The 20,333-nt window shown below is 74.1% G+C and carries 18 protein-coding genes and 1 pseudogene; 7 read left to right on the plus strand and 12 right to left on the minus strand.

What is annotated here, in order from left to right; translation table 11 throughout:
* Window positions 1-74: 74 nt before the first annotated feature.
* The 5 genes from AB0P35_RS27825 to AB0P35_RS27845 all read right to left on the minus strand — a co-directional run bounded on the left by AB0P35_RS27825 (window position 75) and on the right by AB0P35_RS27845 (window position 4,916).
* Window positions 75-743: a Pr6Pr family membrane protein gene (locus AB0P35_RS27825; RefSeq protein ID WP_363515874.1), complete on the minus strand. Its 669-nt coding sequence runs from the start codon at window positions 741-743 to the stop codon at window positions 75-77.
* A 129-nt stretch (window positions 744-872) separates the two neighbouring features.
* Window positions 873-1,538, minus strand: coding sequence for a response regulator transcription factor (locus AB0P35_RS27830; RefSeq protein ID WP_363515877.1), 666 nt, complete (start codon window positions 1,536-1,538; stop codon window positions 873-875).
* A complete protein-coding gene (locus AB0P35_RS27835; RefSeq protein ID WP_363515880.1) occupies window positions 1,535-2,911 on the minus strand; it encodes a histidine kinase in 1,377 nt (458 codons plus the stop codon). The genes AB0P35_RS27830 and AB0P35_RS27835 overlap by 4 nt, the downstream gene beginning before the upstream one ends.
* Before the next feature lie 100 nt (window positions 2,912-3,011).
* Window positions 3,012-4,466: an endo-1,4-beta-xylanase gene (locus tag AB0P35_RS27840; RefSeq protein ID WP_363515883.1), complete on the minus strand. Its 1,455-nt coding sequence runs from the start codon at window positions 4,464-4,466 to the stop codon at window positions 3,012-3,014.
* Between the two features lie 186 nt (window positions 4,467-4,652).
* Complete coding sequence (locus tag AB0P35_RS27845) at window positions 4,653-4,916, minus strand: DUF1876 domain-containing protein (protein ID WP_363515886.1); 264 nt, start codon at window positions 4,914-4,916, stop codon at window positions 4,653-4,655.
* A 138-nt stretch (window positions 4,917-5,054) separates the two neighbouring features.
* On the opposite strand from AB0P35_RS27845, the gene AB0P35_RS27850 reads away from it, so the two are divergent.
* The 5 genes from AB0P35_RS27850 (at window position 5,055) to AB0P35_RS27870 (ending at window position 12,109) form a co-directional block, all read left to right on the plus strand.
* Window positions 5,055-6,260 carry a CaiB/BaiF CoA-transferase family protein gene (locus AB0P35_RS27850; RefSeq protein WP_363515889.1) on the plus strand — a complete coding sequence of 402 codons (1,206 nt, stop codon included), beginning with the start codon at window positions 5,055-5,057 and terminating at the stop codon, window positions 6,258-6,260.
* A gap of 10 nt (window positions 6,261-6,270) precedes the next feature.
* The gene (locus tag AB0P35_RS27855; protein ID WP_363515892.1) at window positions 6,271-7,413 is read left to right on the plus strand and encodes an acyl-CoA dehydrogenase family protein; all 1,143 of its coding nucleotides are present in this window, start codon (window positions 6,271-6,273) and stop codon (window positions 7,411-7,413) included.
* Window positions 7,414-7,447: 34 nt separating this feature from the next.
* Complete coding sequence (locus tag AB0P35_RS27860; protein ID WP_363515895.1) at window positions 7,448-8,662, plus strand: acetyl-CoA C-acetyltransferase; 1,215 nt, start codon at window positions 7,448-7,450, stop codon at window positions 8,660-8,662.
* 28 nt (window positions 8,663-8,690) lie between these two features.
* Entirely contained in the window at window positions 8,691-10,856 is a 2,166-nt protein-coding gene (locus tag AB0P35_RS27865) for a 3-hydroxyacyl-CoA dehydrogenase NAD-binding domain-containing protein (protein WP_363515898.1), read from the plus strand.
* Between the two features lie 98 nt (window positions 10,857-10,954).
* The gene (locus AB0P35_RS27870) at window positions 10,955-12,109 is read left to right on the plus strand and encodes an ADP-ribosylglycohydrolase family protein (RefSeq protein WP_363515901.1); all 1,155 of its coding nucleotides are present in this window, start codon (window positions 10,955-10,957) and stop codon (window positions 12,107-12,109) included.
* A 46-nt stretch (window positions 12,110-12,155) separates the two neighbouring features.
* Here AB0P35_RS27870 and AB0P35_RS27875 read toward each other — a convergent pair whose 3' ends face one another.
* From AB0P35_RS27875 to AB0P35_RS27885, 3 genes are all read right to left on the minus strand, one after another.
* Window positions 12,156-13,121 (minus strand): RIO1 family regulatory kinase/ATPase, encoded by a 966-nt coding sequence (locus tag AB0P35_RS27875; RefSeq protein WP_363515904.1) that lies wholly within the window; start codon window positions 13,119-13,121, stop codon window positions 12,156-12,158.
* A 258-nt stretch (window positions 13,122-13,379) separates the two neighbouring features.
* Window positions 13,380-13,910 (minus strand): GNAT family N-acetyltransferase, encoded by a 531-nt coding sequence (locus tag AB0P35_RS27880; protein WP_363515907.1) that lies wholly within the window; start codon window positions 13,908-13,910, stop codon window positions 13,380-13,382.
* Window positions 13,911-13,966: 56 nt separating this feature from the next.
* The gene (locus tag AB0P35_RS27885; RefSeq protein WP_363515910.1) at window positions 13,967-14,683 is read right to left on the minus strand and encodes a MerR family transcriptional regulator; all 717 of its coding nucleotides are present in this window, start codon (window positions 14,681-14,683) and stop codon (window positions 13,967-13,969) included.
* Window positions 14,684-14,985: 302 nt separating this feature from the next.
* On the opposite strand from AB0P35_RS27885, the pseudogene AB0P35_RS27890 reads away from it, so the two are divergent.
* Window positions 14,986-15,319 (plus strand): annotated as a pseudogene (locus AB0P35_RS27890) (ABC transporter permease); the annotation flags it as partial.
* A gap of 94 nt (window positions 15,320-15,413) precedes the next feature.
* Window positions 15,414-15,887, plus strand: a complete 474-nt coding sequence (locus tag AB0P35_RS27895; RefSeq protein ID WP_363515913.1) for a PPOX class F420-dependent oxidoreductase — start codon at window positions 15,414-15,416, stop codon at window positions 15,885-15,887.
* On the opposite strand, the gene AB0P35_RS27900 is transcribed toward AB0P35_RS27895, so the two are convergent.
* From AB0P35_RS27900 to AB0P35_RS27915, 4 genes are all read right to left on the minus strand, one after another.
* The gene (locus AB0P35_RS27900; RefSeq protein ID WP_095876666.1) at window positions 15,817-16,254 is read right to left on the minus strand and encodes a GntR family transcriptional regulator; all 438 of its coding nucleotides are present in this window, start codon (window positions 16,252-16,254) and stop codon (window positions 15,817-15,819) included. The genes AB0P35_RS27895 and AB0P35_RS27900 overlap by 71 nt on opposite strands.
* A gap of 8 nt (window positions 16,255-16,262) precedes the next feature.
* Window positions 16,263-17,240 carry a hypothetical protein gene (locus AB0P35_RS27905; protein WP_363515917.1) on the minus strand — a complete coding sequence of 326 codons (978 nt, stop codon included), beginning with the start codon at window positions 17,238-17,240 and terminating at the stop codon, window positions 16,263-16,265.
* 138 nt (window positions 17,241-17,378) lie between these two features.
* Window positions 17,379-18,428, minus strand: coding sequence for a 2-oxoglutarate and iron-dependent oxygenase domain-containing protein (locus AB0P35_RS27910; protein WP_363515920.1), 1,050 nt, complete (start codon window positions 18,426-18,428; stop codon window positions 17,379-17,381).
* 306 nt (window positions 18,429-18,734) lie between these two features.
* A complete protein-coding gene (locus AB0P35_RS27915; RefSeq protein ID WP_363515923.1) occupies window positions 18,735-20,330 on the minus strand; it encodes an AMP-binding protein in 1,596 nt (531 codons plus the stop codon).
* Between the last annotated feature and the right edge of the window lie 3 nt (window positions 20,331-20,333).

Below are 20,333 nucleotides of genomic sequence, written 5' to 3' on the forward strand. Positions count from 1 at the left end.
CCCCGCCGCCCCGCCCCCCCCCCCCCCCGGGGCTCGCGGCGGTCGGCGCCGCGAGGGCGCCGACCGTGCGGCGGTCAGCCCTCCACGGCCGCCTCGGGCTCGGCGGCGGGCCGGCGGCCGCCGACCAGCTTGGTGCCGAGCCGGTCGAGGCCGACCACGACGGCCGCGAGGACGACGAACTCGACGGTGAGCCGGCCGATCTGGCCGGCCACCCAGCCGTAGCCGTCGGTGCTCGGGTCGAGGAAGAAGTAGGGGTACTTCAGCGGGAAGGACGGGAAGAGGATCGCCCGTGCCTCGGTGATCAGCGCGTACCCGAGCGGGAAGGCCAGCCAGAGCGGGAGGTCCTTCCAGCGGGAGGCGTTGCGGGGCTTGAGGAACAGCCAGTCGCCCACGACGAGCACCGGGGTGACGTAGTGCAGGAAGAAGCTCGACCAGTGCTGCAGCCGGTCCGGGCCGGAGACCAGGCCGGGCAGCGGGCTCTCGCCGTGCTGGAGCAGGATGTGCGAGACCAGACCGGTGATGACGATGTACAGCGTGGCGGCGCCGCGCAGCCGGGGCGCGGGCGCGTCGACCGTGTCGCGCTTGATCATCCAGTACACGGCGGAGATGAAGTAGCCGAGCACGACGACATTGCTCTCGACGGTGAAGTACACCAGTGAGCTGTTGCTGAGGACCAGCCCCAGGCCGGCCGAGAGCACGATGGCCATCCGCCACCACAGGGCGGGCTTGGTCCGGACTGTCATGGTTCACCAGTTCTCGTCGGAGTGCGGACACGGCCTGCCCGGGGACGGATGGGTCGAAAGGCGGACCGGTCGCCGCACTCTACCCGCCGGTAGGGTTGCTGTGGAAGCCGCGTGCGCGAGCGCAGTGGATCACCCGGCGGCCACGAATCCGGACCGGTAGGCGATCACCACGGCCTGGGTGCGGTCGCGGGCGCCGAGCTTCGCCAGAACGCTCCCGACGTGCGTCTTCACCGTCTCCGGGCTGACCACCAACTGCTCGGCGATCTCCGCGTTGTTCAGCCCGTCCGCCATCAGCCGGAGCACCTCGCGCTCCCGCCCGGTCAGCCGCTGCGGCAGCCCCGGGGCCGCCGCCTGCTCCGTCCCGGCGGCGGTGCTCTGCTGCCCCGGGTCCGGCACGAGCCGGCGCACCGTCGCCGGGAACACCAGGGAGTCGCCGCCGGCGACCGTTCGGACGGCCTGCACCATCTCCTCCGCGCGGGCCCGCTTCAGCAGGAATCCGGCCGCGCCGGCCCGCAGCGCCGCGTACACGTGGTCGTCGTGCTCGAAGGTGGTGACCACGAGGACCCGGGGCGGCTCGGGCTCGGCGGTGAGCAGTTCGGTGGCGCGGATGCCGTCCGTTCCGGGCATCCGGACGTCCATCAGCACCACGTCCGGTCGCAGCTCGCGGACCAGCGGCAGGACGGCGGCGCCGTCGGTGGCCTCGCCGACCACGGTGAGGTCGGCTTCGGCGTCCAGCACGACCCGCAGGCCGGTGCGCACCAGCCGTTCGTCGTCGGCGACCACGATCCGGATCATGCGCCCGCCTCCTGCCCCGCGCGGGCCGCGGTGTGCCGCGGGGAGGCCGGGCCGTCGGCGGGGAGCGGGATGCGGACGGCGAGCCGCCAGTGGCCGCCGGCCGGATCGGGCCCGGCGCTGCTGCGGCCGCCCAGCGCGGTGACCCGTTCGGTGATCCCGGGCAGTCCGCGTCCGCCGCCCGCCCTGGTCGGCCGTCCGGCCCCCGGCGGATTGGTCAGGTCCAGTTCCAGCTCCCCGTCGTCGACGACGATGCGCAGCCTGGCGGGCACCGGCCCGGCGTGGCGCAGCACATTGGTCAGGCCCTCCTGGGTGATCCGGTAGACCTCCCGGGAGAGTGCGGCCGGCAGCTCGCCGAGGCCGGGGCCGAGTCGGGTCTCCACCGCCGCCCCGGCCCGTGCGGTCTGTCGGAGCAGGGCGTCCAGGCGGTCCAGGCCGGGGCCGTGTCCGGCCGCGGCCCCGGCCGGGTCGTCCGGCGCGGCCGGTGCGGGCCCGGCCGTCGCGTCCTCGCGCAGCAGGCCGAGGACGGTGTCGAGTTCGCCGACGGCCTCGCGGGCGACGGCCTCGATCGCGGCGATCGCCTCGGCGGCGAACTCCGGGTCACTGCGGAGCACCCGGCCGGCCGCGGACGCCTGGATCGCCACGGCGCTCAGCGCATGCCCGACGGAGTCGTGCAGTTCGCGGGCCAGTCGGTTCCGCCGGGCGAGGTCGAGGGCCCGCTGCTCGGCGGCGGCGATCCGCTCGGCCGGAGTGGGGCCGAGCAGCGGGCGGGCCGCGCGGGCCAGGACGGCGCCGGCCGCCGCGTTCGTCCCCAGGAGGAGGACCAGCAGGCCGAGGGCCAGGAGCGGCGCGGGCGGCGGGTGCGCACCGAACCAGAGCCGGCGCCAGGCGCCGTTCGGCATGAACAGCAGCCCGACCACGGCGGGCGGGACGGCGAGGGACATGCCGGATGCCACTCCGCCGAGGAAGAGGTGCAGGGTGAACCAGGTGGCGGTGCGCCGCCGGGCGGCCCAGGAACGCGAGGGCGTCACGGACAGCTCGGCGGCCGCCGCGCCCGCGCAGAGTGCCCGGGCGGCGGCGCTCTCCAACGCCCGCACCGTCGGGACGAGCCCCGTCACCGCGGCCACCGGGAGCGCCCCGGCCAGGGCCAGCAGGTCCGTGACGACGGAGTGCCGCGGTCCCTCGCCCGGCAGCAGCACCCCGACCACGACGGTGGCCAGCAGCCAGAACGGCATCAGCAGCGCGCCGCCGAGCACCAGATGGACCCAGCGCAGCGCGGCCCGCCGCCCGAGCAGTGCGCTGGGCACGCCGCGACGGCGAGCGGTCACTGCGGTCGACGCGCGGGCCGCGGGTGCGGTGGGGCCGGTGGTGTCCATGGCCCCGACCCTGCCACTCCCGGCCCGGGGCGCGCATCGGAGGAGAGGAGGTGGTCGACTCCCCCTGTGGGGGGAGCCGGCCACCCGTCCTGTCGGAGGATCAGACGACGGTGCAGACCGCGCCGTTCAGCGTGAAGGCGGTCGGCACCGGGTTGCTCGCGCCCCAGCTGCCGTTGAAGCCGAAGCCGTAGGAGGCGCCCGGGGCGAGGGTGGCCGCCCAGGACGGGTTGGCCGCGGTCACCGTGGCACCGGACTGGGTGAACACCGCGCTCCAGCCCTGGGTCACCTGCTGGCCGGCGGCGAACTGCCAGCCGACCTGCCACGGCCCGATCGCCGTGGTGCCCTGGTTGGTCACGGTGACGTCGGCGGTGAAGCCGCCCGTCCACTGGTTGCCGATCCGGTACGCGACGGTGCAGCCGCCCGGCACGGGGGAGGAGCTGGGCGAGGAGCCGGGGGACGCGGAGCCGGACGGCGAGGCCGAGGTGGACGGGGACGGGCCGGCCGTGGAGCCGCCGAAGGCCGCGGCGACCGCCGCCCACGCGGGCTTGGCCTGCAGGTTCTCGTCGTAGAGGGTGGCCGCGCCGTAGCCGGAGAAGACGCCCGGCACCCAGGAGTCGGCGTCGTCCAGGCCCCAGACGGTCACGCCCACGCAGCGGGCGACGGCCCGGCAGGCGGTGACCACCTTGCGGTAGTCCTCGGCCTGGGTGGCGAGGGTGGTGGCGTTGGACGGGGTCTGCATCCGGACGTCCAGCTCGGTGACGGCGACGTCCACGCCGAGGTCGGCGAAGCGCTGCAGGTTGGTCGTGAGGTCGGCGGGCACCTGGCCGAGCACCAGGTGCGCCTGGAAGCCGACGCCGTCGATCGGAACGCCCTGCTGCTTCAGCGACCTGACGAGGTTGTAGAGCGCGGTGCTCTTCGCGTTGACGCCCTCGACGCTGTAGTCGTTGATGTACAGCTTGGCGGCCGGGTCGGCCTGGTGGGCCCAGGTCAGCGCGTCGGCGATCCAGCCGTCGCCGAGGTTGTCCTGCCAGATGCTGCTGCGGCGGGTGCCGTTGTCGTTGAAGGCCTCGTTGACGACGTCCCAGGCGTAGATCCGCCCGGCGTACCGGCCGGCCTCGGTGGCGATGTGCTGCTGCAGCAGGGTGCGCAACTGGGTTGCGCCGAAGCCGCCGTTGGTGATCCAGCCGGGCACCTGGCTGTGCCAGGCGAGGGTGTGGCCGCGGACGACCTGGCCGTTGGCCCGGGCGGTGGCGACCAGCCGGTCGGCGGCGGCCCAGTCGAGGTTGCCCCGGCTGGGTTCGACGGCGTCCCACTTCATCGCGTTCTCGGCCGTGACGGAGTTGAACTGCCCTGTCACGAGCGAGCTGTAGGCGGTGGAGCCGGTGAGCCGGTTGTCCGCGACGGCGACACCGATCTGGCGGCCGTCCGCCGACGCGAGGGCGCGCAGCGGCGTGTCGGCGCCGTGGGCGCTCAGCGAGGACAGCGGGAGGAGCACGGCGGCGAGCAGGGCGGCGAGTATCGCGACCAGGCTGCTGCGGCGCGGAGTGGAGGCCACGGGGGCGTCCCTTCTGCGTGAGGTGTGTACCGGGGGTACTGCGACACGCAGAGACCCGGAGGAGTGTGGTGGTGCCTCCGAGGGTTGGTGCGGACGCTACGGGTGGGGCGCGGGCACGTCAACGGGTCCGGCGCGGGTGCGCCGGACCCGCCGGGGGACTGCTGGGTCGGAAGAGCGGGGAGCGGGTCAGAAGGTCAGCCGGGTGGACTCGTGGGTGCGGGTCTCGATCCCGTTGGCGGCCTTGTCGATGAGCTGGTGCGCGAGGTTGGAGCAGGCGCGGGCGGCGGCGAGTTCCTCGCCGATGGTGGAGTCGGGGGAGTCGTCGGGGTTGCGGCGGGCGATGCCGATGCCGCGCACACCCGGTGCGCTGAAGCCGCTGAGCGAGGCGGTGCAGCTCGTCCGGCTCTCGTCCTCCTCGAAGTTCAGATCGACGATCCAGTGGTTGCGCATGCGGATCACCTTCTCGGGCGTCGGTCGTCAGCCCCAGAATCCGCCTGCCGGGCGAGGCCCGCAAGCGTGGCGGGGCGGCGGCGGGCCGGTCCGGGCGGACCCTTGTTACCGGCGGGTCACATGTCTATCATCGCGACTGTGACAGCTGAACTGTCAAACCAGACGGCCGCGACCCTCCCCGCCGCCCACGGCCCGCTGACCGGTGTGCGCGTGGTCGAACTGGCAGGCCTCGGGCCCGGCCCGTTCGCCGCCATGCTGCTCGCCGACCTCGGCGCCGACGTGGTGCGCGTCGACCGCCCCGGCCCGCCCCCGCTCGGCCCCGGGCCCGCCCTCGACGTCACCAACCGCAACAAGCGCTCCGTCGTCGTCGACCTCAAGGCGCCGGACGGTCCGGCCGCCGTCCTCGACCTCGTCGAACGCGCCGACCTGCTGATCGAGGGCTACCGTCCCGGCGTCGCCGAACGCCTCGGCATCGGCCCCGAAGCCTGCCTCGCCCGCAACCCCGCCCTCGTCTACGGCCGGATGACCGGCTGGGGCCAGGACGGCCCGCTCGCCGACCGGGCCGGCCACGACATCGGCTACATCGCCACCGCCGGCGTGCTCGGCCTGGTCGCCGGCGAGGCCGGCGGACCGCCCGGAGTGCCCGCCAACCTGCTCGGCGACTACGCGGGCGGCTCGCTCTACCTGGTCGTCGGCCTGCTCGCCGCCCTCCACCACGCCCGCGCCACCGGCACCGGCCAGGTCGTGGACGCCGCCATCGTGGACGGATCCGCCCACCTCACCGCGATGCTCTGGGGCCTGAAGGCGGCCGGCCACTGGCACGACACCCGCGGCGCCAACCTGCTCGACGGCGGCGCCCCCTACTACGCCGTGTACCGCACCGCGGACGGCGGGCACATGGCCGTCGGCGCGCTGGAACCGCAGTTCTACGCCGAGTTCGCCCGGCTGCTGGGCCTCCGCCCGGACGCCCCCGGCCAGCACGAGGTCGCCCGCTGGCCCGAGCTGCGCACCCTGATCGCCGCGCGCTTCGCCACCCGCACCCGCGCCGACTGGACGGCCGTCTTCGAGGGCACCGACGCCTGCACCGCCCCCGTCCTCTCCCTCGGCGAGGCCGCCGACCACCCCCAGCTCAAGGCCCGTGGCAGCTACACCGAGCACCACGGGCTCGTCCAGCCCGCCCCGGCGCCCCGGTTCTCCGCCACCCCCGGAGCGCTGCGCCGCCCGCCCGCGCTGCCCGGGGCGGACACCGCGGCGGTCGCCCGCGACTGGAACGTCCCCGCCCTCGCCGACCGCCCGCAGGACAGCGCGTCCGAGCGGGCCGGCACCGACCGTCCACACCACTGAGGAGCAGCAGGTGCAGCGCGAGATCTACACCGAGGAGCACGAGGCCTTCCGGGAGACCGTCCGGGCGTTCCTCGCCAAGGAGGTGCTGCCGCACCAGGAGCGCTGGGAGCAGGCCGGCATCGTCGACCGCGAGGCCTGGCTGGCGGCCGGCCGGCACGGGCTGCTCGGCCTCGCCGTGCCGGAGGAGTACGGCGGCGGCGGCACCGCCGACTTCCGCTTCCCGGCCGTGCTCGCCGAGGAGTTCACCCGGGCCGGGGTGAGCGGGCTGGCGCTCGGCCTGCACAACGACATCATCGGCCCGTACCTGACCTCGCTCGCCACCGAGGAGCAGAAGGAGCGCTGGCTGCCCGGCTTCTGCAGCGGCGACATCGTCACCGCGATCGCGATGACCGAGCCCGGCGCCGGCTCCGACCTGCAGGGCATCCGCACCACCGCCGTCGACGAGGGCGACCACTACCTGCTCAACGGCAGCAAGACCTTCATCTCCAACGGGATCATCTCCGACCTGGTGGTCGTGGTGGCCCGCACCACCCCCGAGGGCGGTGCGCACGGGCTCAGCCTGCTGGTCGTCGAGCGCGGCATGCCCGGCTTCGAGCGCGGCCGCAACCTCGACAAGATCGGCCAGAAGTCCCAGGACACCGCCGAGCTGTTCTTCGACGACGTCCGGGTGCCGAAGGCCAACCTGCTCGGCGAGGAGAACCAGGGCTTCGTCTACCTGATGCGGAACCTCGCCCAGGAGCGCCTGACGATCGCGGTCTCCGCCATCGCCGGCGCCGAGCACCTGCTGGAACTCACCACCCGGTACGTCCAGCAGCGCACCGCGTTCGGCAAGCCGCTCGCCAAGCTGCAGCACGTCCGCTTCGAGATCGCCGAACTCGCCACCGAGTGCGCCGTCACCCGGACGTTCGTCGACCGCTGCATCACCGAGCACAACCGGTACGCGCTCACCCCGGTCGACGCCTCGATGGCGAAGTGGTGGGCCACCGAACTGCAGAAGCGCACCGCCGACCGCTGCCTGCAACTGCACGGCGGCTACGGCTACATGGCGGAGTACCCGGTCGCGAAGGCGTTCACCGACGGCCGCATCCAGACCATCTACGGCGGCACCACCGAGATCATGAAAGAGATCATCGGCCGCTCCCTCCTCGGCTGACCGCCCCGGTCACCTACCGCGAAAGGCACCCACCGTGACCACTGAAGCGTTCGTCTACGACGCGATCCGCACCCCGCGCGGGCGCGGCAAGGCCAACGGCTCCCTGCACGGCACCAAGCCGATCGACCTGGTGGTCGGCCTGATCCACGAGCTCCAGGCCCGCTTCCCCACCCTGGACCCGGCGGCGATCGACGACATCGTGCTCGGCGTGGTCAGCCCCATCGGCGACCAGGGCTCCGACATCGCCCGGATCGCCGCCATCGCCGCGGGCCTGCCGGACACCGTGGCCGGCGTCCAGGAGAACCGCTTCTGCGCCTCCGGTCTGGAGGCGGTCAACCTGGCGGCCGCCAAGGTCCGGTCCGGCTGGGAGGACCTCATCCTGGCCGGCGGCGTCGAGTCGATGTCCCGGGTGAAGATGGGCTCCGACGGCGGCGCCTGGGCGATGGACCCGATGACCGCCTACGAGACGAGCTTCGTCCCGCAGGGCATCGGCGCCGACCTGATCGCCACGATCGAGGGCCTCGGCCGCACCGACGTCGACGCCTTCGCCGCCGAGTCCCAGGCCCGCGCCGCCAAGGCCCAGGCCGACGGCCACTTCGACCGCTCGGTGGTACCGGTCCGCGACCGCAACGGCCTGATCGTCCTCGACCGCGACGAGTTCATCCGCCCCGGCACCACCGTCGAGACCCTGGCCGGCCTCAAGCCGTCCTTCGCCGTGATCGGCGAGGCCGGCGGCTTCGACGCCGTTGCCCTGCAGAAGTACCACTGGGTGGAGAAGATCGACCACGTCCACCACGCCGGCAACTCCTCCGGCATCGTCGACGGCGCCGCCCTGGTCGCCATCGGCTCCCGCGAGGTCGGCGAGCGGTACGGCCTCACCCCGCGCGCCCGGATCGTCTCCGCCGCGGTCTCCGGCTCCGAGCCGACCATCATGCTCACCGGCCCCGCCCCCGCCACCCGCAAGGCCCTCGCCAAGGCCGGGCTCACCCCGGACGACATCGACCTCGTCGAGATCAACGAGGCCTTCGCCGCCGTCGCGCTGCGCTTCATGCGCGAACTCGGCTTCGGCCACGAGAAGGTCAACGTCAACGGCGGCGCCATCGCCCTCGGCCACCCGCTCGGCGCCACCGGCGCCATGCTCATCGGCACCCTCGTGGACGAACTGGAGCGCCGCGACCTCCGCTACGGCCTGGCCACCCTCTGCGTGGGCGGCGGCATGGGCGTCGCCACCGTGATCGAGCGCATCTGACCACCCCACTCCCTGGAGAGACTTCCCCATGACTGCAGCAACCGCCATCCGCTGGGAGCAGGACCAGGACGGCGTGGTCACCCTCGTCCTCGACGACCCGGCCCAGTCCGTCAACACCATGAACGCCGCCTTCACCGAGGCCCTCGACGAGACCGTCGCCCGGCTCAGGGCCGAGGACGGGCTGCGCGGCGTCATCGTCACCTCCGCCAAGAAGACCTTCTTCGCCGGCGGCGACCTCCACCTGCTCTCCTCCGTCGGCCCCGACCAGGCCGCCGAGACCTTCGAGCACGGCATGCGGATCAAGCGCGCCCTGCGCGCCCTGGAGACCCTCGGCAAGCCGGTCGTCGCCGCGATCAACGGCGCAGCCCTCGGCGGCGGCCTGGAACTCGCCCTCGCCTGCCACCACCGCGTCGCCCTGGACACCCCCGCCACCAAGATCGGCCTGCCCGAGGTCACCCTCGGCCTGCTGCCCGGCGGCGGCGGAGTCGTCCGCACGGTGCGGCTGCTCGGCATCACCGACGCCCTGCTCAAGGTCCTCCTGCAGGGGCAGCAGTACCGTCCGGCGCAGGCCCTGCAGCACGGCCTGGTCGACGAACTCGCCGCCACCCCCGAGGAGATGCTCGCCAAGGCGCGGGCCTTCATCGACGCCCACCCGGAGTCCGTGCAGCGCTTCGACGTCAAGGGCTACCGGATCCCCGGGGGCACCCCGGCCACCCCCGCGCTCGCCGCCAACCTGCCCGCCTTCCCGGCCAACCTGCGCAAGCAGCTCGGCGGCGCGCCCTACCCGGCGCCGCGCAACATCCTCGCCGCGGCCGTGGAGAGCGCCCAGGTCGACGTCGACACCGCGATGGCGATCGAGGCCCGGTACTTCACCGAGCTGGTCTGCGGCCAGACCGCCAAGAACATGATCCAGGCCTTCTTCTTCGACATGCAGGCCGTCAACTCCGGTGCCGGGCGCCCCATGGACGTACCCGCGCGGAAGGTCGAGAAGGTCGCCGTGCTCGGCGCCGGCATGATGGGCGCCGGCATCGCCTACTCCTGCGCCAGGGCCGGCATCGAGGTGCTGCTCAAGGACGTCACCGCGGAGGCCGCCGAGCGCGGCAAGGCCTACTCCGCCGCGCTGCTCGACAAGGCGGTGGCCCGCGGCCGCACCACCCCCGAGGAGCGGGACGCCCTGCTCGCCCGGATCACCCCCACCGCCGTGGCCGCCGACCTGGCCGGCTGCGACGCCGTCATCGAGGCCGTCTTCGAGAACCCCGAGCTCAAGCACAAGGTCTTCCAGGAGGTCCAGGACGTCGTCGCCCCGGACGCCCTGCTCTGCTCCAACACCTCCACGCTGCCGATCGGCCTGCTCGCCGAAGGCGTCGACCGCACCGCCGACTTCATCGGCCTGCACTTCTTCTCGCCGGTCGACAAGATGCCGCTCGTCGAGATCATCCGCGGCCCGCGGACCGGCGACGAGGCGCTCGCCCGCGCCTTCGACCTCGTCCGGCAGATCCGCAAGACGCCGATCGTCGTCAACGACTCCCGCGGCTTCTTCACCTCGCGCGTCATCGGACAGTTCATCAACGAGGGCGTGGCGATGGTCGGCGAGGGCCTCGACCCGGTCTCCGTCGAGCAGGCCGCCGCCCAGGCCGGCTACCCCGCCAAGGTGCTCTCGCTGATGGACGAGCTCACCCTCACCCTGCCGCGCAAGATCCGCAACGAGTCCCGCCGGGCCGTCGAGGACGCCGGCGGCAGCTGGCAGCCGCACCCCGCCGACACCGTCATCGACCGCATGGTCGACGAGTTCGGCCGCCCCGGCCGCAGCGGCGGCGCCGGCTTCTACGAGTACCGGGACGGGCAGCGCAGCCACCTCTGGCCCGGCCTGCGCGAGCACTTCACCCGGCCCGGCAAGGAGATCCCCTTCGAGGACATGAAGGAGCGGATGCTCTTCGCCGAGGCCCTGGACTCCGTCCGCTGCCTGGAGGAGTCCGTCCTCACCTCGGTCGCCGACGCCAACGTGGGCTCCATCCTCGGCATCGGCTTCCCCGCCTGGACGGGCGGCGTCCTCCAGTACATCAACGGCTACCCCGGCGGCCTCGCCGGATTCACCGCCCGCGCCCGCGAGTTGGCCGCCGCCTACGGCGAGCGCTTCACCCCGCCCGCCCTCCTGGACGAGATGGCCGCCGACGGCCGCACCTTCCGGGACTGACACCCGACCGCACCGCCCCGCCCCCCTCGGGCGGGGCGGTGTCCGCGGCGGCGGCTACCCTTGCTCCGAAACGATCATCCGGAGGAGGGGGACCGCGGATGAAGCCGCTGTCGTGGGACGAACTGACGGCGTACCGGGCGAGGGTCCGCGGCTGCCTGCTCGGCGGCGCGATCGGGGACGCGCTCGGCAACCCGATCGAGATGAAGTCCATGGTCACCGTCGAGGCCGAGTACGGCCCGACCGGCATCACCGGGCTCGTCCCGGACCGCGAGGGCGTGGTCGGCCGGATCACCGACGACACCCAGATGACCCTCTTCACCGCCGAGGGCTGGCTGCAGAGCTACCGCCGCATCATGGCCAAGGGCATCAGCGGCGCCGAGACCGCCATCGTCAAGGACGCCTACCTGCGCTGGCTGGACACCCAGCAGCACGCCGCCCCGCCGCCCGCCGACGGCCTGCGGCACCGCATCGGACAACTCCGCCACGAGCAGTGGCTGTACGCCCGCCGCGCCCCCGGCCGCGCCTGCGAGTACGGGCTTCAGCAGGACCACGTCCCCGACGCGCACGCCCCGGTCGACGGCACCCAGGGCCCGGTCAACCCGGACGCCAAGGGCTGCGGCTCGGTGATGCGCTCGGCCCCGTTCGGCTTCGTCGGCCGCGGCGCCACCGGTCGGGGCGACGAGTGGGCCTTCGAGGTCGCCGCCCGCTGCGCCCGGATCACCCACGGCCACCCGACCGCCCAGCTGGCCTCCGGCGCCTTCGCCGCGATGATCAGCCGGCTGGTGGCCGGGGACCCGCTGCCGGAGGCGGTGCGGCGCGGCATGGACCTGCTCGCCCGCTACCCCGGGCACCAGGAGACCCTCGCCGCGCTGCGGCGGGCCGTCGCCCTCGCCGAGGCCGGCCCGGCCACCCCGCTGACGGTCGAGAGCCTCGGCGGCGGCTGGACGGCCGAGGAGGCCCTCGCCATCGGCGTCTACGCGGCACTCGCCCGCACCGACCACTGGCGCCACCGCACCCCCGTCGAGTCCGCCTTCCTGCTGTCGGTCAACCACTCCGGGGACAGCGACTCCACCGGCGCGATCTGCGGCAACCTGCTCGGCGCCCACCACGGCGACGGCCTGCTGCCCCCGGAGTGGCTCTCCCGGATCGAGGGCCGGGCCGTGATCGCCGCCCTCGCCGACGACTTCGCCGCCGAGGTCCACCCGGGCGAGGACCGGCCCTGGCTGCACGGGATGCAGCTCGCGGGGTCCTGAGACCCGGTGGGAGTCCCCGCCGGGAGTCCCACCGGGCCCGGGCGGGCTACCCCAGGCGCGCGTCGGCGGCGAGCGACTCGACGAGCTGGTCGACGCGCGCCTCGGGCAGGCCCCGGGAGGCGAACCAGGCGCCGACGTTGCGCACGTCCCGCTCCAGGAAGGAGCGCGCGCGGGGGTTGGCGACGAGGTCCACGATCTGCGGGACGTCGATGATCACCAGCCGGCCGTGGTGGACGAGGATGTTGTACGCCGACAGGTCGCCGTGCGCGTAGCCGCCGAGCGCGAGCAGCGACAGGCTGCGGCCGAGCTGCTCCCACAGCTCCTCGATGTCGGCTTCCTCGGTGCGGAGTTGGGCGAGCCGGGGCGCGGCCGTGCCGCCCGCGTCGCCGACGAACTCCATCAGGATCTCGGTGCCCGTGATCTGCACCGGGTACGGGACGGCCACCCCGGCCGACCAGAGCCGGCACAGTGCCGCGAACTCCGCCGCCGCCCACTGCCCGGCGATCGCCTCCTTGCCGAACGCGGTGCGCTTGGCCATCGCCCGGCTGACCCGGGACTCCTTGTGCCGGCGGCCCTCCAGGTAGCCGGAGTCGCGGTGGAACATCCGGTGCTGGGCGTCCCGGTAGCGTTTGGCGGCCATCAGGGTGCGCCGCCCGGTGCCGGGCACACCGCGTTCCAGCAGGAAGACGTCGGCCTCCTTGCCGGTCTTCACGATGCCGAGCTCGGTGTCGACGGCCGCCAGCTCGGTCACCACCCAGGCGGGGCGCGGCTCGGGCCCCTTCTCGGTGGGCGTGGAGCGGTCCCAGGTGGACCAGCGGTCGCCCTCGGCGGGGCCGTCGGCGGCGGGGGAGGGCGAGGCGGGGTCGTCGAGGGCCTCGGGGAACCCGGCCGCTTCGAACGGGACGTACTCGGGCTCGAAGTCGTCGAACCGGTCGGACCTGCGGCCGCGCCGGGACCCGCCCTTGGGACGGATGCGGGAGAAGGAATCGCTGTCGGCAAAGCGCTCGCGCACTGCTGTGGCTCCTGAGGAGTGACCCACCGGGTGCGTCGGGTGCGACGCGCTGTCAGCCGGTGGGGAGATGACGGACGAGGAAGGCGTATGGCGCGCACACGAAGGCGCGCCGCGACACGGCGGCAACCATCCGGACACACCTCCTCGACGTCGGGTCCTCGCACGGCGTCCGCGAGAACGTCAGTACCCTAGCCACTTCCCCGCACCGCGCAACCGAATATTCCCCGCGGGTTCCCGTCGTTCCCCGGCGACGGCCCGTCAGCGGGCGATGCGGTGGACCACGCTCGGGCGCAGCGGGCTGCCCTCCGGGGCGTACGGGTCGTCGAAGTCCTCGGCCGGGTCGTGGGTCATTCCGAGGCGCCGCATCACGGCCTGGGAGCGGTGGTTGGCGGCGGTCGTCACCGCGAGGATCTCGGGCAGGCCGAGGACGTCGAAGCCGTAGTCCAGGCAGGCCCTGCCGGCCTCGGTGGCGTAGCCGTGGCCCCAGGCGGTGCGGGCGAGCCGCCAGCCCACCTCGACCCCGGTGAAGGGCATGTCCTCGTCCACGTCGTCCAGCCCGGCGAAGCCGAGGAACTCGCCGGTGGCCGTGACCTCCACCGCCCACCAGCCGTAGCCGCGCCGCGCGAAGTCCGCCCGGAAGGCCGCCACCGAGGCGTCCGCCTGCTCACGGGTGAGGACGTCCCCGAGGTGCTCGCGGACCTCGGGGTCGGCGTTCATCGCCGCCCAGGGGGCCAGGTCGGACTCCCGCCAGGGGCGCAGGGTGAGGCGTGCGGTGCGCAGTTCGGTCATGGCCCGAGCCAACCCCGGGCGGGCCGCCCTGTCGACCGGATTTCGGCCGCCGGGCGCTACTCGGCGCTTCCGGTCAGCTCCTCCGCCAGCGAGCGCTGGAAGGCGGTGACGATGGCCTGCACCACCAGCGGCTGGATGCGGTCGGTGAGGCTCTTCATCCTGTCCAGGTCGGCCGGGGCCGGACCGCTCTCCCGGTAGGGCTTCCACACCGTGTCGCGGAACAGCCGGTGCAGGTCGTGCGCGGTGGCCTGGCTGTGCAGCCGGACGACGGCACGGGCCGCCAGCAGGGTCTCCAGCGGGATCGGCACGTCGAGGATGCGGACGCCCAGCGGCAGCAGACCGGGGTCGATCTTGAAGACGTCCGGGTCCTCGGTGCGGTGCAGGGCGCCCATGGCGGCGAGCCGGTCCACGTCGGCGTCGGAGAGGTCGCGCCCGACCCGGCGGGCGAGCTGCCCGCGGTCGGCCTCCTCGGCGGCCTCCCGGGTCCAGGACGCGACCAGTGCCCGGTGGATGGCGAGGTCCAGCGAGCCGATGTCCTCGGGGAGTTGGGCGAGGTAGCGCTCGATCGCGGCCAGTGTGAGGCCCTGTCGCTGGAGCTCCTCGATGAGTTCCAGCCGGTCGAGGTGGTGCGGCCCGTACAGGCCGACCCGGCGCGGGCCGAGTTCGGGCGGCGGGAGCAGGCCCTTGGCGGCGTAGAAACGCAGGGTGCGGACGGTCACCCCGGCCCGGGCCGCCAGTTCGTCGACGGTGAGCCGCGATGTGCCTGCTGTCATCCGGTGCAACCTCTTCCGCCCGTTCGCCCCGCCGGGTGCGGCAGTCCTGCTGTGACAGCACCAGTGTGACAGTGCCCCGATCTGCCGGTCCACCGCGTCCCGGCGGCCGGCGCAGCGCACCCCCGCGGCACCACATGGCACCGCTTAGCGCCCACGTGACGCCATCTGGCGCCACGTGGTGCCATGTGGTGCCACCCCGCGCCTTCGCGAGTGCGTGCGTGCCGGGTCTCCCGTTCGGTGTTTCCGCAGGTAGGGCGGCCGTCGTCGACCTTGTTGTCGAGGCGGCGTTTCATGCCGCCGGAATCGGACACGTCCTCGGCAGCGTCATCCAGGCCGTCCTCAGCGTCCTGGTCGTCGGCGCCGTCGGCCTCGCCATCGGCTTCCGCTCCACCGACGCCACCGCCCTGGAACGGCTCGCCGCCCTCGGCCTGCTCGTACTCTTCTCCCTCGCACTCACCTGGATCGCCGTCGGCATGGGCCTGGTCAGCCCCACCGCCGAAGCCGCCAGCCCTCCGCGGCCTGCTCCTCGGCACCGCCATCGGCAACAACGGCTGGATCACCATCGCCTGGTGCCTCGCCCTCACCGCCCTCGGCTACCGCTGGTCCACCACCACCTTCAACCGCGACCCCAAGTGACCACGCACTTGCCAGCACCCCGCCCCGGGGCGGCGCACCCGACACCCGTCGGAGTCCGCTGCCCCGGCGGCACGTCCGCCCTAGGCTGGTGGTCATGAGCCCTTCGATTGCCACCAACACCCGGGTGGAGCTGGCCGAGTTGCTGGACTTCGTCCGTCCGCGGCACCGCGCGCTGCTGCTCACCCGGCGTGCCGACGGCACCCCGCAGGCGTCCCCGCTGACCTGTGGGGTGGACGACTCCGGCCGGATCGTCGTCTCCACCTACCCGGAGCGGGCGAAGACCCGCAATGCCCGGCGCGACCCCGCGGTGAGCGTGGTGGTGCTCTCCGACGAGTGGAACGGCCCCTGGGTGCAGGTGGACGGCGAGGCCGAGGTGCTGGACACGCCGGAGGCGGTGGAGCCGCTGGTGGAGTACTACCGGAACATCGCCGGCGAGCACCCGGACTGGGACGAGTACCGCGCGGCGATGCGCCGGCAGGGCAAGTCGCTGATCCGGATCACCCCGCGCCGCTGGGGTCCGATCGCGACCGGCGGCTTCCCGGCCCACCTGGTGCAGGACCAGGAGTAGCCGGACCCGGCGACCCGGCGAGGGCGGTGCGGACGAGCGCGAGAACCTCCTCGTCCGCAAGGCCCAGGGCGCGGGCCTCGGCGACCAGCGCCCCGGCCGTCTCGCCCAGGCGGGACCGGCCGGGTGACGCGGCGTCGGTGAGCTGCGCCCCACGCCCGCGCCGCAGGTCGACCAGCCCCTCCTCGCGGAGGATCTGGTAACCCCGCAGCACGGTGTGCATGTTGACGTCCAGTGAGTCGGCGAGGCCGCGGGCGGGCGGCAGCCGGTCGCCGGGCCGCGCGGTGCCGTCGGCGACGGCGCGGCGGACGCAGGCGGCGATCTGCTCGGCCAGCGGCTGCGGCGAGCCGGGGTTGACGCGGAAGAGCACGGGCGGTCCTAACGGGGTTGCCGGACGAGGGCGGTGAGCAGGCCGGCGGCGGTGGCGGCGTCGGGCACGGCGACCACGAACTCCCGGCCGTCGGTGAGCCGTAGTGCGACGGCCTCGCCGGCCCGCAGTACCAGGCCGCTGCGGCCGGGCCCGGACCGGTACCCCTCGTCGCCGAACACCCCCGTCTCCCGCACCTCCCGGCAGTCGGCCGCCGCGATCCGCTCCAGCGGCACCCGCAGCCACGGCCGGCGCACCAGGGGCAGTCCGACGGTCAGGCCGCGCCGGTCGACGGTGACCCGGACCCGGCCCACGGCCGTGGCCGCCGCCCCGACGACGGCGATCGGCAGCGCGCCGGCCCCGGCCCCGGCGACCAGCAGGACGGCGGCCAGCCCGAGCAGGGCGGGCCCGAGGGTGCGCAGCAGAGGCGAGCCGACCGTGCGGGACCAGGAGACGGCCTCCCCGGCGGTGAGCTCCACCGGGACGGGCACCGGGGGAGCGACGGGCTGCGGCGCCGGGCGGACGACCGGGCCGCCCACCAGCAGGCCGACCGCTCCGGCGAGTGCCGCGCCACCGCAGCAGACGGCCACGGCGAGGCCCGGCAGGCGGGCGTCGGCGGCGCGGGCGGCGTCCGCGTTGGCGGCCGGCACCAGGGTGCAGAGCGAGCCGAGCAGCGCGGCCGCGGCCCAGCCCCCGGCCAGCAGGGCCCGCCCGGCGCGCGGCGGGTGGCCGCCGGTGAGCACCGGGCGGGCGAGGGCGGCGCCGGTGATCGCGATCAGGCCGACGGCGGCGGTGAGGAAGCGCCAGGCGGGCAGGGTGCCGTCGGCGCCGCTGCCGGAGAAGTGCACGGCGAGCGGCTCGGGCAGCCGCGGCCGCAGCCGGGCGTACACCAGCAGGACCGCCGCGGCGGCGGCTGCGGGTGGCAGGACGGTGAGGACCACGGCGGTCCGGGACGGCCGGGTCGGCCGGGGTAACGGCAGGGCGGGCACGGAGATCCCTCCAGGGACGCGAACGATCGCGGATTGTTCGCACCATGCTAGAACAATCCGCGATCGTCGGTGTGCAGTTCTCTCCCGCCGCCCCGTTCCTTCAGGACCGCTTCAGGGCCGCCCCCGGGGCGGAGCCCGTCAGGCGGCGGTGAGCGGCAGCAGGTCGGCGTGGTGGCGGCGGGTGACCTCGGGGTGCGCCCGCAGGTAGCCCTTCAGCTCGTTCCGGCCGAACTCGGCGAACAGCGGGTTCGCCGGGTCCTGGGTGGCACCGGGCGCGTGGTGGGCCTGCGGGAACTCCAGCGGCTCGATGTGCGCGTCCAGCCGCGGGTTGTAGAAGAACGGCACCGAGAACCGCTCCCGGGCGCCGGGCGGGCTGACCACCCGGTGGCTGGTGGCCTTGAGGTAGCCGTCGGTGGCGACCTCCAGCAGCTCGCCGAGGTTGACCACGAAGGCGCCCTCCATCGGCGGCACCTCCAGGAAGGATCCGTCCTGGCGCTCCACCTGCAGGCCGCCGACGGTGTCCTGCAGCAGCAGGGTGATGAAGCCGTAGTCCTTGTGCGAGCCGACGCCCTGCCCGGCGCCGTCCGGCGCGGTGCCCGGGTAGCGCACCAGCTTGAGCCGCAGGTGGGGGTGGCCCTCGAAGGCGTAGTCGTAGAAGTCGGGCCGGGCGCCGATCGCGGTGAGCAGCTCGTGCAGCAGCCGGCGGCCGACGCCGCCGAGCCGGTCGATCCAGTGCAGCGCGGCCTCGCGCAGCGCGGGCAGTCGTGCGGGCCACTGGTTCGGGCCCTCCAGCCACCAGTACGGCGGCTCGCCGGAGGCGGGCACGTGGGCGGGCAGCTCGGCGCCGATGTCGAGCTGGTCGCGCCAGTCCTGGCTGCCGCCGGTGCGCTCGTCGCCGGTGCGGGTGTAGCCGCGGAAGTGCGGGGAGTTGAGGTTGCTCACGGCCAGCCGGTCGGCCTCGGGGAGGGCGAAGAAGGCGTGCATCGCGTCGGTGAGCGCGGCGGTCTCGGCCGGGGTCACGCCGTGCCCGACGAGCTGGAAGAAACCGACGCCGGTCGCGGCGGAGCGGAGGTCCGTGCGGAGCCTGGCGCGGTCCTCGGCGCTGCCGTCGGCGAGCGAGAGGTCGATGACCGGGAGGCCGGTGCTGTGGTCGCCGGCGGGGTCGGTGAAAGGGGACTGCTGGGTCATGGGTGACATCACCTGGGTGTCGAATGCCCCGGCGGGCCCGGCGGTCGCCGGGGACGCTGCCGCTGCCGCGCCGGGTGTGGCCGGTGCAGCGGGGCCGGGGGAGGGTGTGTGCCCGAAGGGCGGAGGACGAGCGGGATCAGCCGGAGCGTCGACAGGACATGCTCGTGACGCGGAGCAGGTCCACGTGGCGACGGCTGACGAGAAGAAGCACGTCACCAGCGTAACGGACCGCGACCGGCGGTGGCCGGGCCCGCACCCCGGGGGGCGCCGCCCGGCCTCGACCGGCCCGCGGTAACGGCCGGGGGCTCACCGGGCGAGCGCGCGGGCCGCCTGTTCCCTCAGCTCGTTCTTTCTCACCTTGCCGCTGACCGTCATCGGGAAGCCCTCGACCACGTGCACGTGGCGGGGGGTCTTGTAGTGGGCGAGGCGGCCGCGGCAGAACTCGGCCAGTTCCTCGGGGCCGAGGGTGCCGGCCGGGTCGCGCAGCACCACGAAGGCGCAGATCTCCTCGCCGTAGCGCTCGTCGGGCACGCCGACCACCTGGACGTCGGCGATCGCCGGGTGGGTGTGCAGGAACTCCTCGATCTCGCGCGGGTAGACGTTCTCGCCACCGCGGATGATCATGTCCTTGATCCGGCCGACGATCGCCAGGTAGCCGTCCTCCCGCATCACGGCGAGGTCGCCGGTGTGCATCCAGCCCTCGGCGTCGATCGCCTCGGCGGTGCGCTCCGGCTCGTTCCAGTAGCCGATCATCACGGAGTATCCGCGGGTGCACAGCTCACCGGGCTCGCCGCGGCCGACCGTCCGGCCGGTCTCCGGCTCGACGACCTTGACCTCCAGGTGCGGCAGCACCCGGCCGACCGTGCCGGTGCGGTGCTCCAGGTCGTCGTCGCGGCGGGTCTGGGTGGAGACCGGCGAGGTCTCCGTCATGCCGTACGCGATGGCCACCTCGGCCATGTGCATCTCGGTCTGGACGCGCTTCATCACCTCCACCGGGCACGGCGAGCCGGCCATGATGCCGGTGCGCAGCGAGGTGAGGTCGTACGTCGCGAAGTCGGCCAGGCCCAGCTCGGCGATGAACATCGTCGGCACGCCGTACAGCGAGGTGGCCCGCTCGGCCTGCACCGCGTGCAGGGTGGCGGCCGGGTCGAAGCCCTGGCCCGGGATGATCGCGCAGGCGCCGTGGGAGAGCGCCGCGAGGTTGCCCATCACCATGCCGAAGCAGTGGTAGAAGGGCACCGGCAGGCAGATCCGGTCCTGCTCGGTGTAGCCCACCAACTCGCCGACCCAGTAGCCGTTGTTGAGGATGTTCCGGTGCGAGAGGGTGGCGCCCTTGGGGAAGCCGGTGGTGCCGGAGGTGTACTGGATGTTGATCGGGTCGTCGGGGGCCAGGTCGGCGGGGAACTCCCCGTCCCCGTCGAGCTCCTGGAACTCCGGGTCGCCGATCCACAGCGTCTCGCGCAGGCCCGGGCACTCCTCGCGGACCTCGGCCACCATCGCCCGGTAGTCGCTGGTGCGGTAGGCGGGCTGGGCGACCAGCAGGCTCACCCCGGACTGGTTCAGCGCGTACGCCAACTCGTGCGTCCGGTAGGCCGGGTTGATGTTCACCAGGATCGCGCCGAGCCGGGCGGTGGCGTACTGCACCAGCACCCACTCGGGGCAGTTGAGCGCCCAGATGCCGACCCGGTCGCCCCGGCCGACCCCGCGCGCCCGCAGGCCGCGGGCCACCCGGTCGACGTCCCGGCCGAGTTCGGCGTACGTCCAGCGGCGCCCGCTCGGCACGTCCACCAGCGCCTCGCGCTCCGGGTGGGCGGCGACCGCGCGGTCCAGGCACTGCCCGATCGTCTCGTCGAGCAGCGGCACGTCGGTGCGGCCGTGCGCGTGCGACGCCTGTGCGGTCACCGT

The organism is Kitasatospora sp. NPDC085879 (assembly GCF_040686255.1).
Classification (GTDB): Bacteria; Actinomycetota; Actinomycetes; order Streptomycetales; family Streptomycetaceae; genus Kitasatospora.

What these genes read in the sequence shown, in the direction of transcription:
- AB0P35_RS27835 (WP_363515880.1), bottom strand. Translation starts at nt 2,911, where the DNA reads ATGGACACCACCGGCCCCACCGCACCCGCGGCCCGCGCGTCGACCGCA.
- AB0P35_RS27880 (WP_363515907.1), bottom strand. Translation starts at nt 13,910, where the DNA reads ATGACCGAACTGCGCACCGCACGCCTCACCCTGCGCCCCTGGCGGGAG.
- AB0P35_RS27865 (WP_363515898.1), top strand. Translation starts at nt 8,691, where the DNA reads ATGACTGCAGCAACCGCCATCCGCTGGGAGCAGGACCAGGACGGCGTG.
- AB0P35_RS27825 (WP_363515874.1), bottom strand. Translation starts at nt 743, where the DNA reads ATGACAGTCCGGACCAAGCCCGCCCTGTGGTGGCGGATGGCCATCGTG.
- AB0P35_RS27885 (WP_363515910.1), bottom strand. Translation starts at nt 14,683, where the DNA reads ATGACAGCAGGCACATCGCGGCTCACCGTCGACGAACTGGCGGCCCGG.
- AB0P35_RS27895 (WP_363515913.1), top strand. Translation starts at nt 15,414, where the DNA reads ATGAGCCCTTCGATTGCCACCAACACCCGGGTGGAGCTGGCCGAGTTG.
- AB0P35_RS27845 (WP_363515886.1), bottom strand. Translation starts at nt 4,916, where the DNA reads ATGCGCAACCACTGGATCGTCGATCTGAACTTCGAGGAGGACGAGAGC.
- AB0P35_RS27870 (WP_363515901.1), top strand. Translation starts at nt 10,955, where the DNA reads ATGAAGCCGCTGTCGTGGGACGAACTGACGGCGTACCGGGCGAGGGTC.
- AB0P35_RS27910 (WP_363515920.1), bottom strand. Translation starts at nt 18,428, where the DNA reads ATGACCCAGCAGTCCCCTTTCACCGACCCCGCCGGCGACCACAGCACC.
- AB0P35_RS27830 (WP_363515877.1), bottom strand. Translation starts at nt 1,538, where the DNA reads ATGATCCGGATCGTGGTCGCCGACGACGAACGGCTGGTGCGCACCGGC.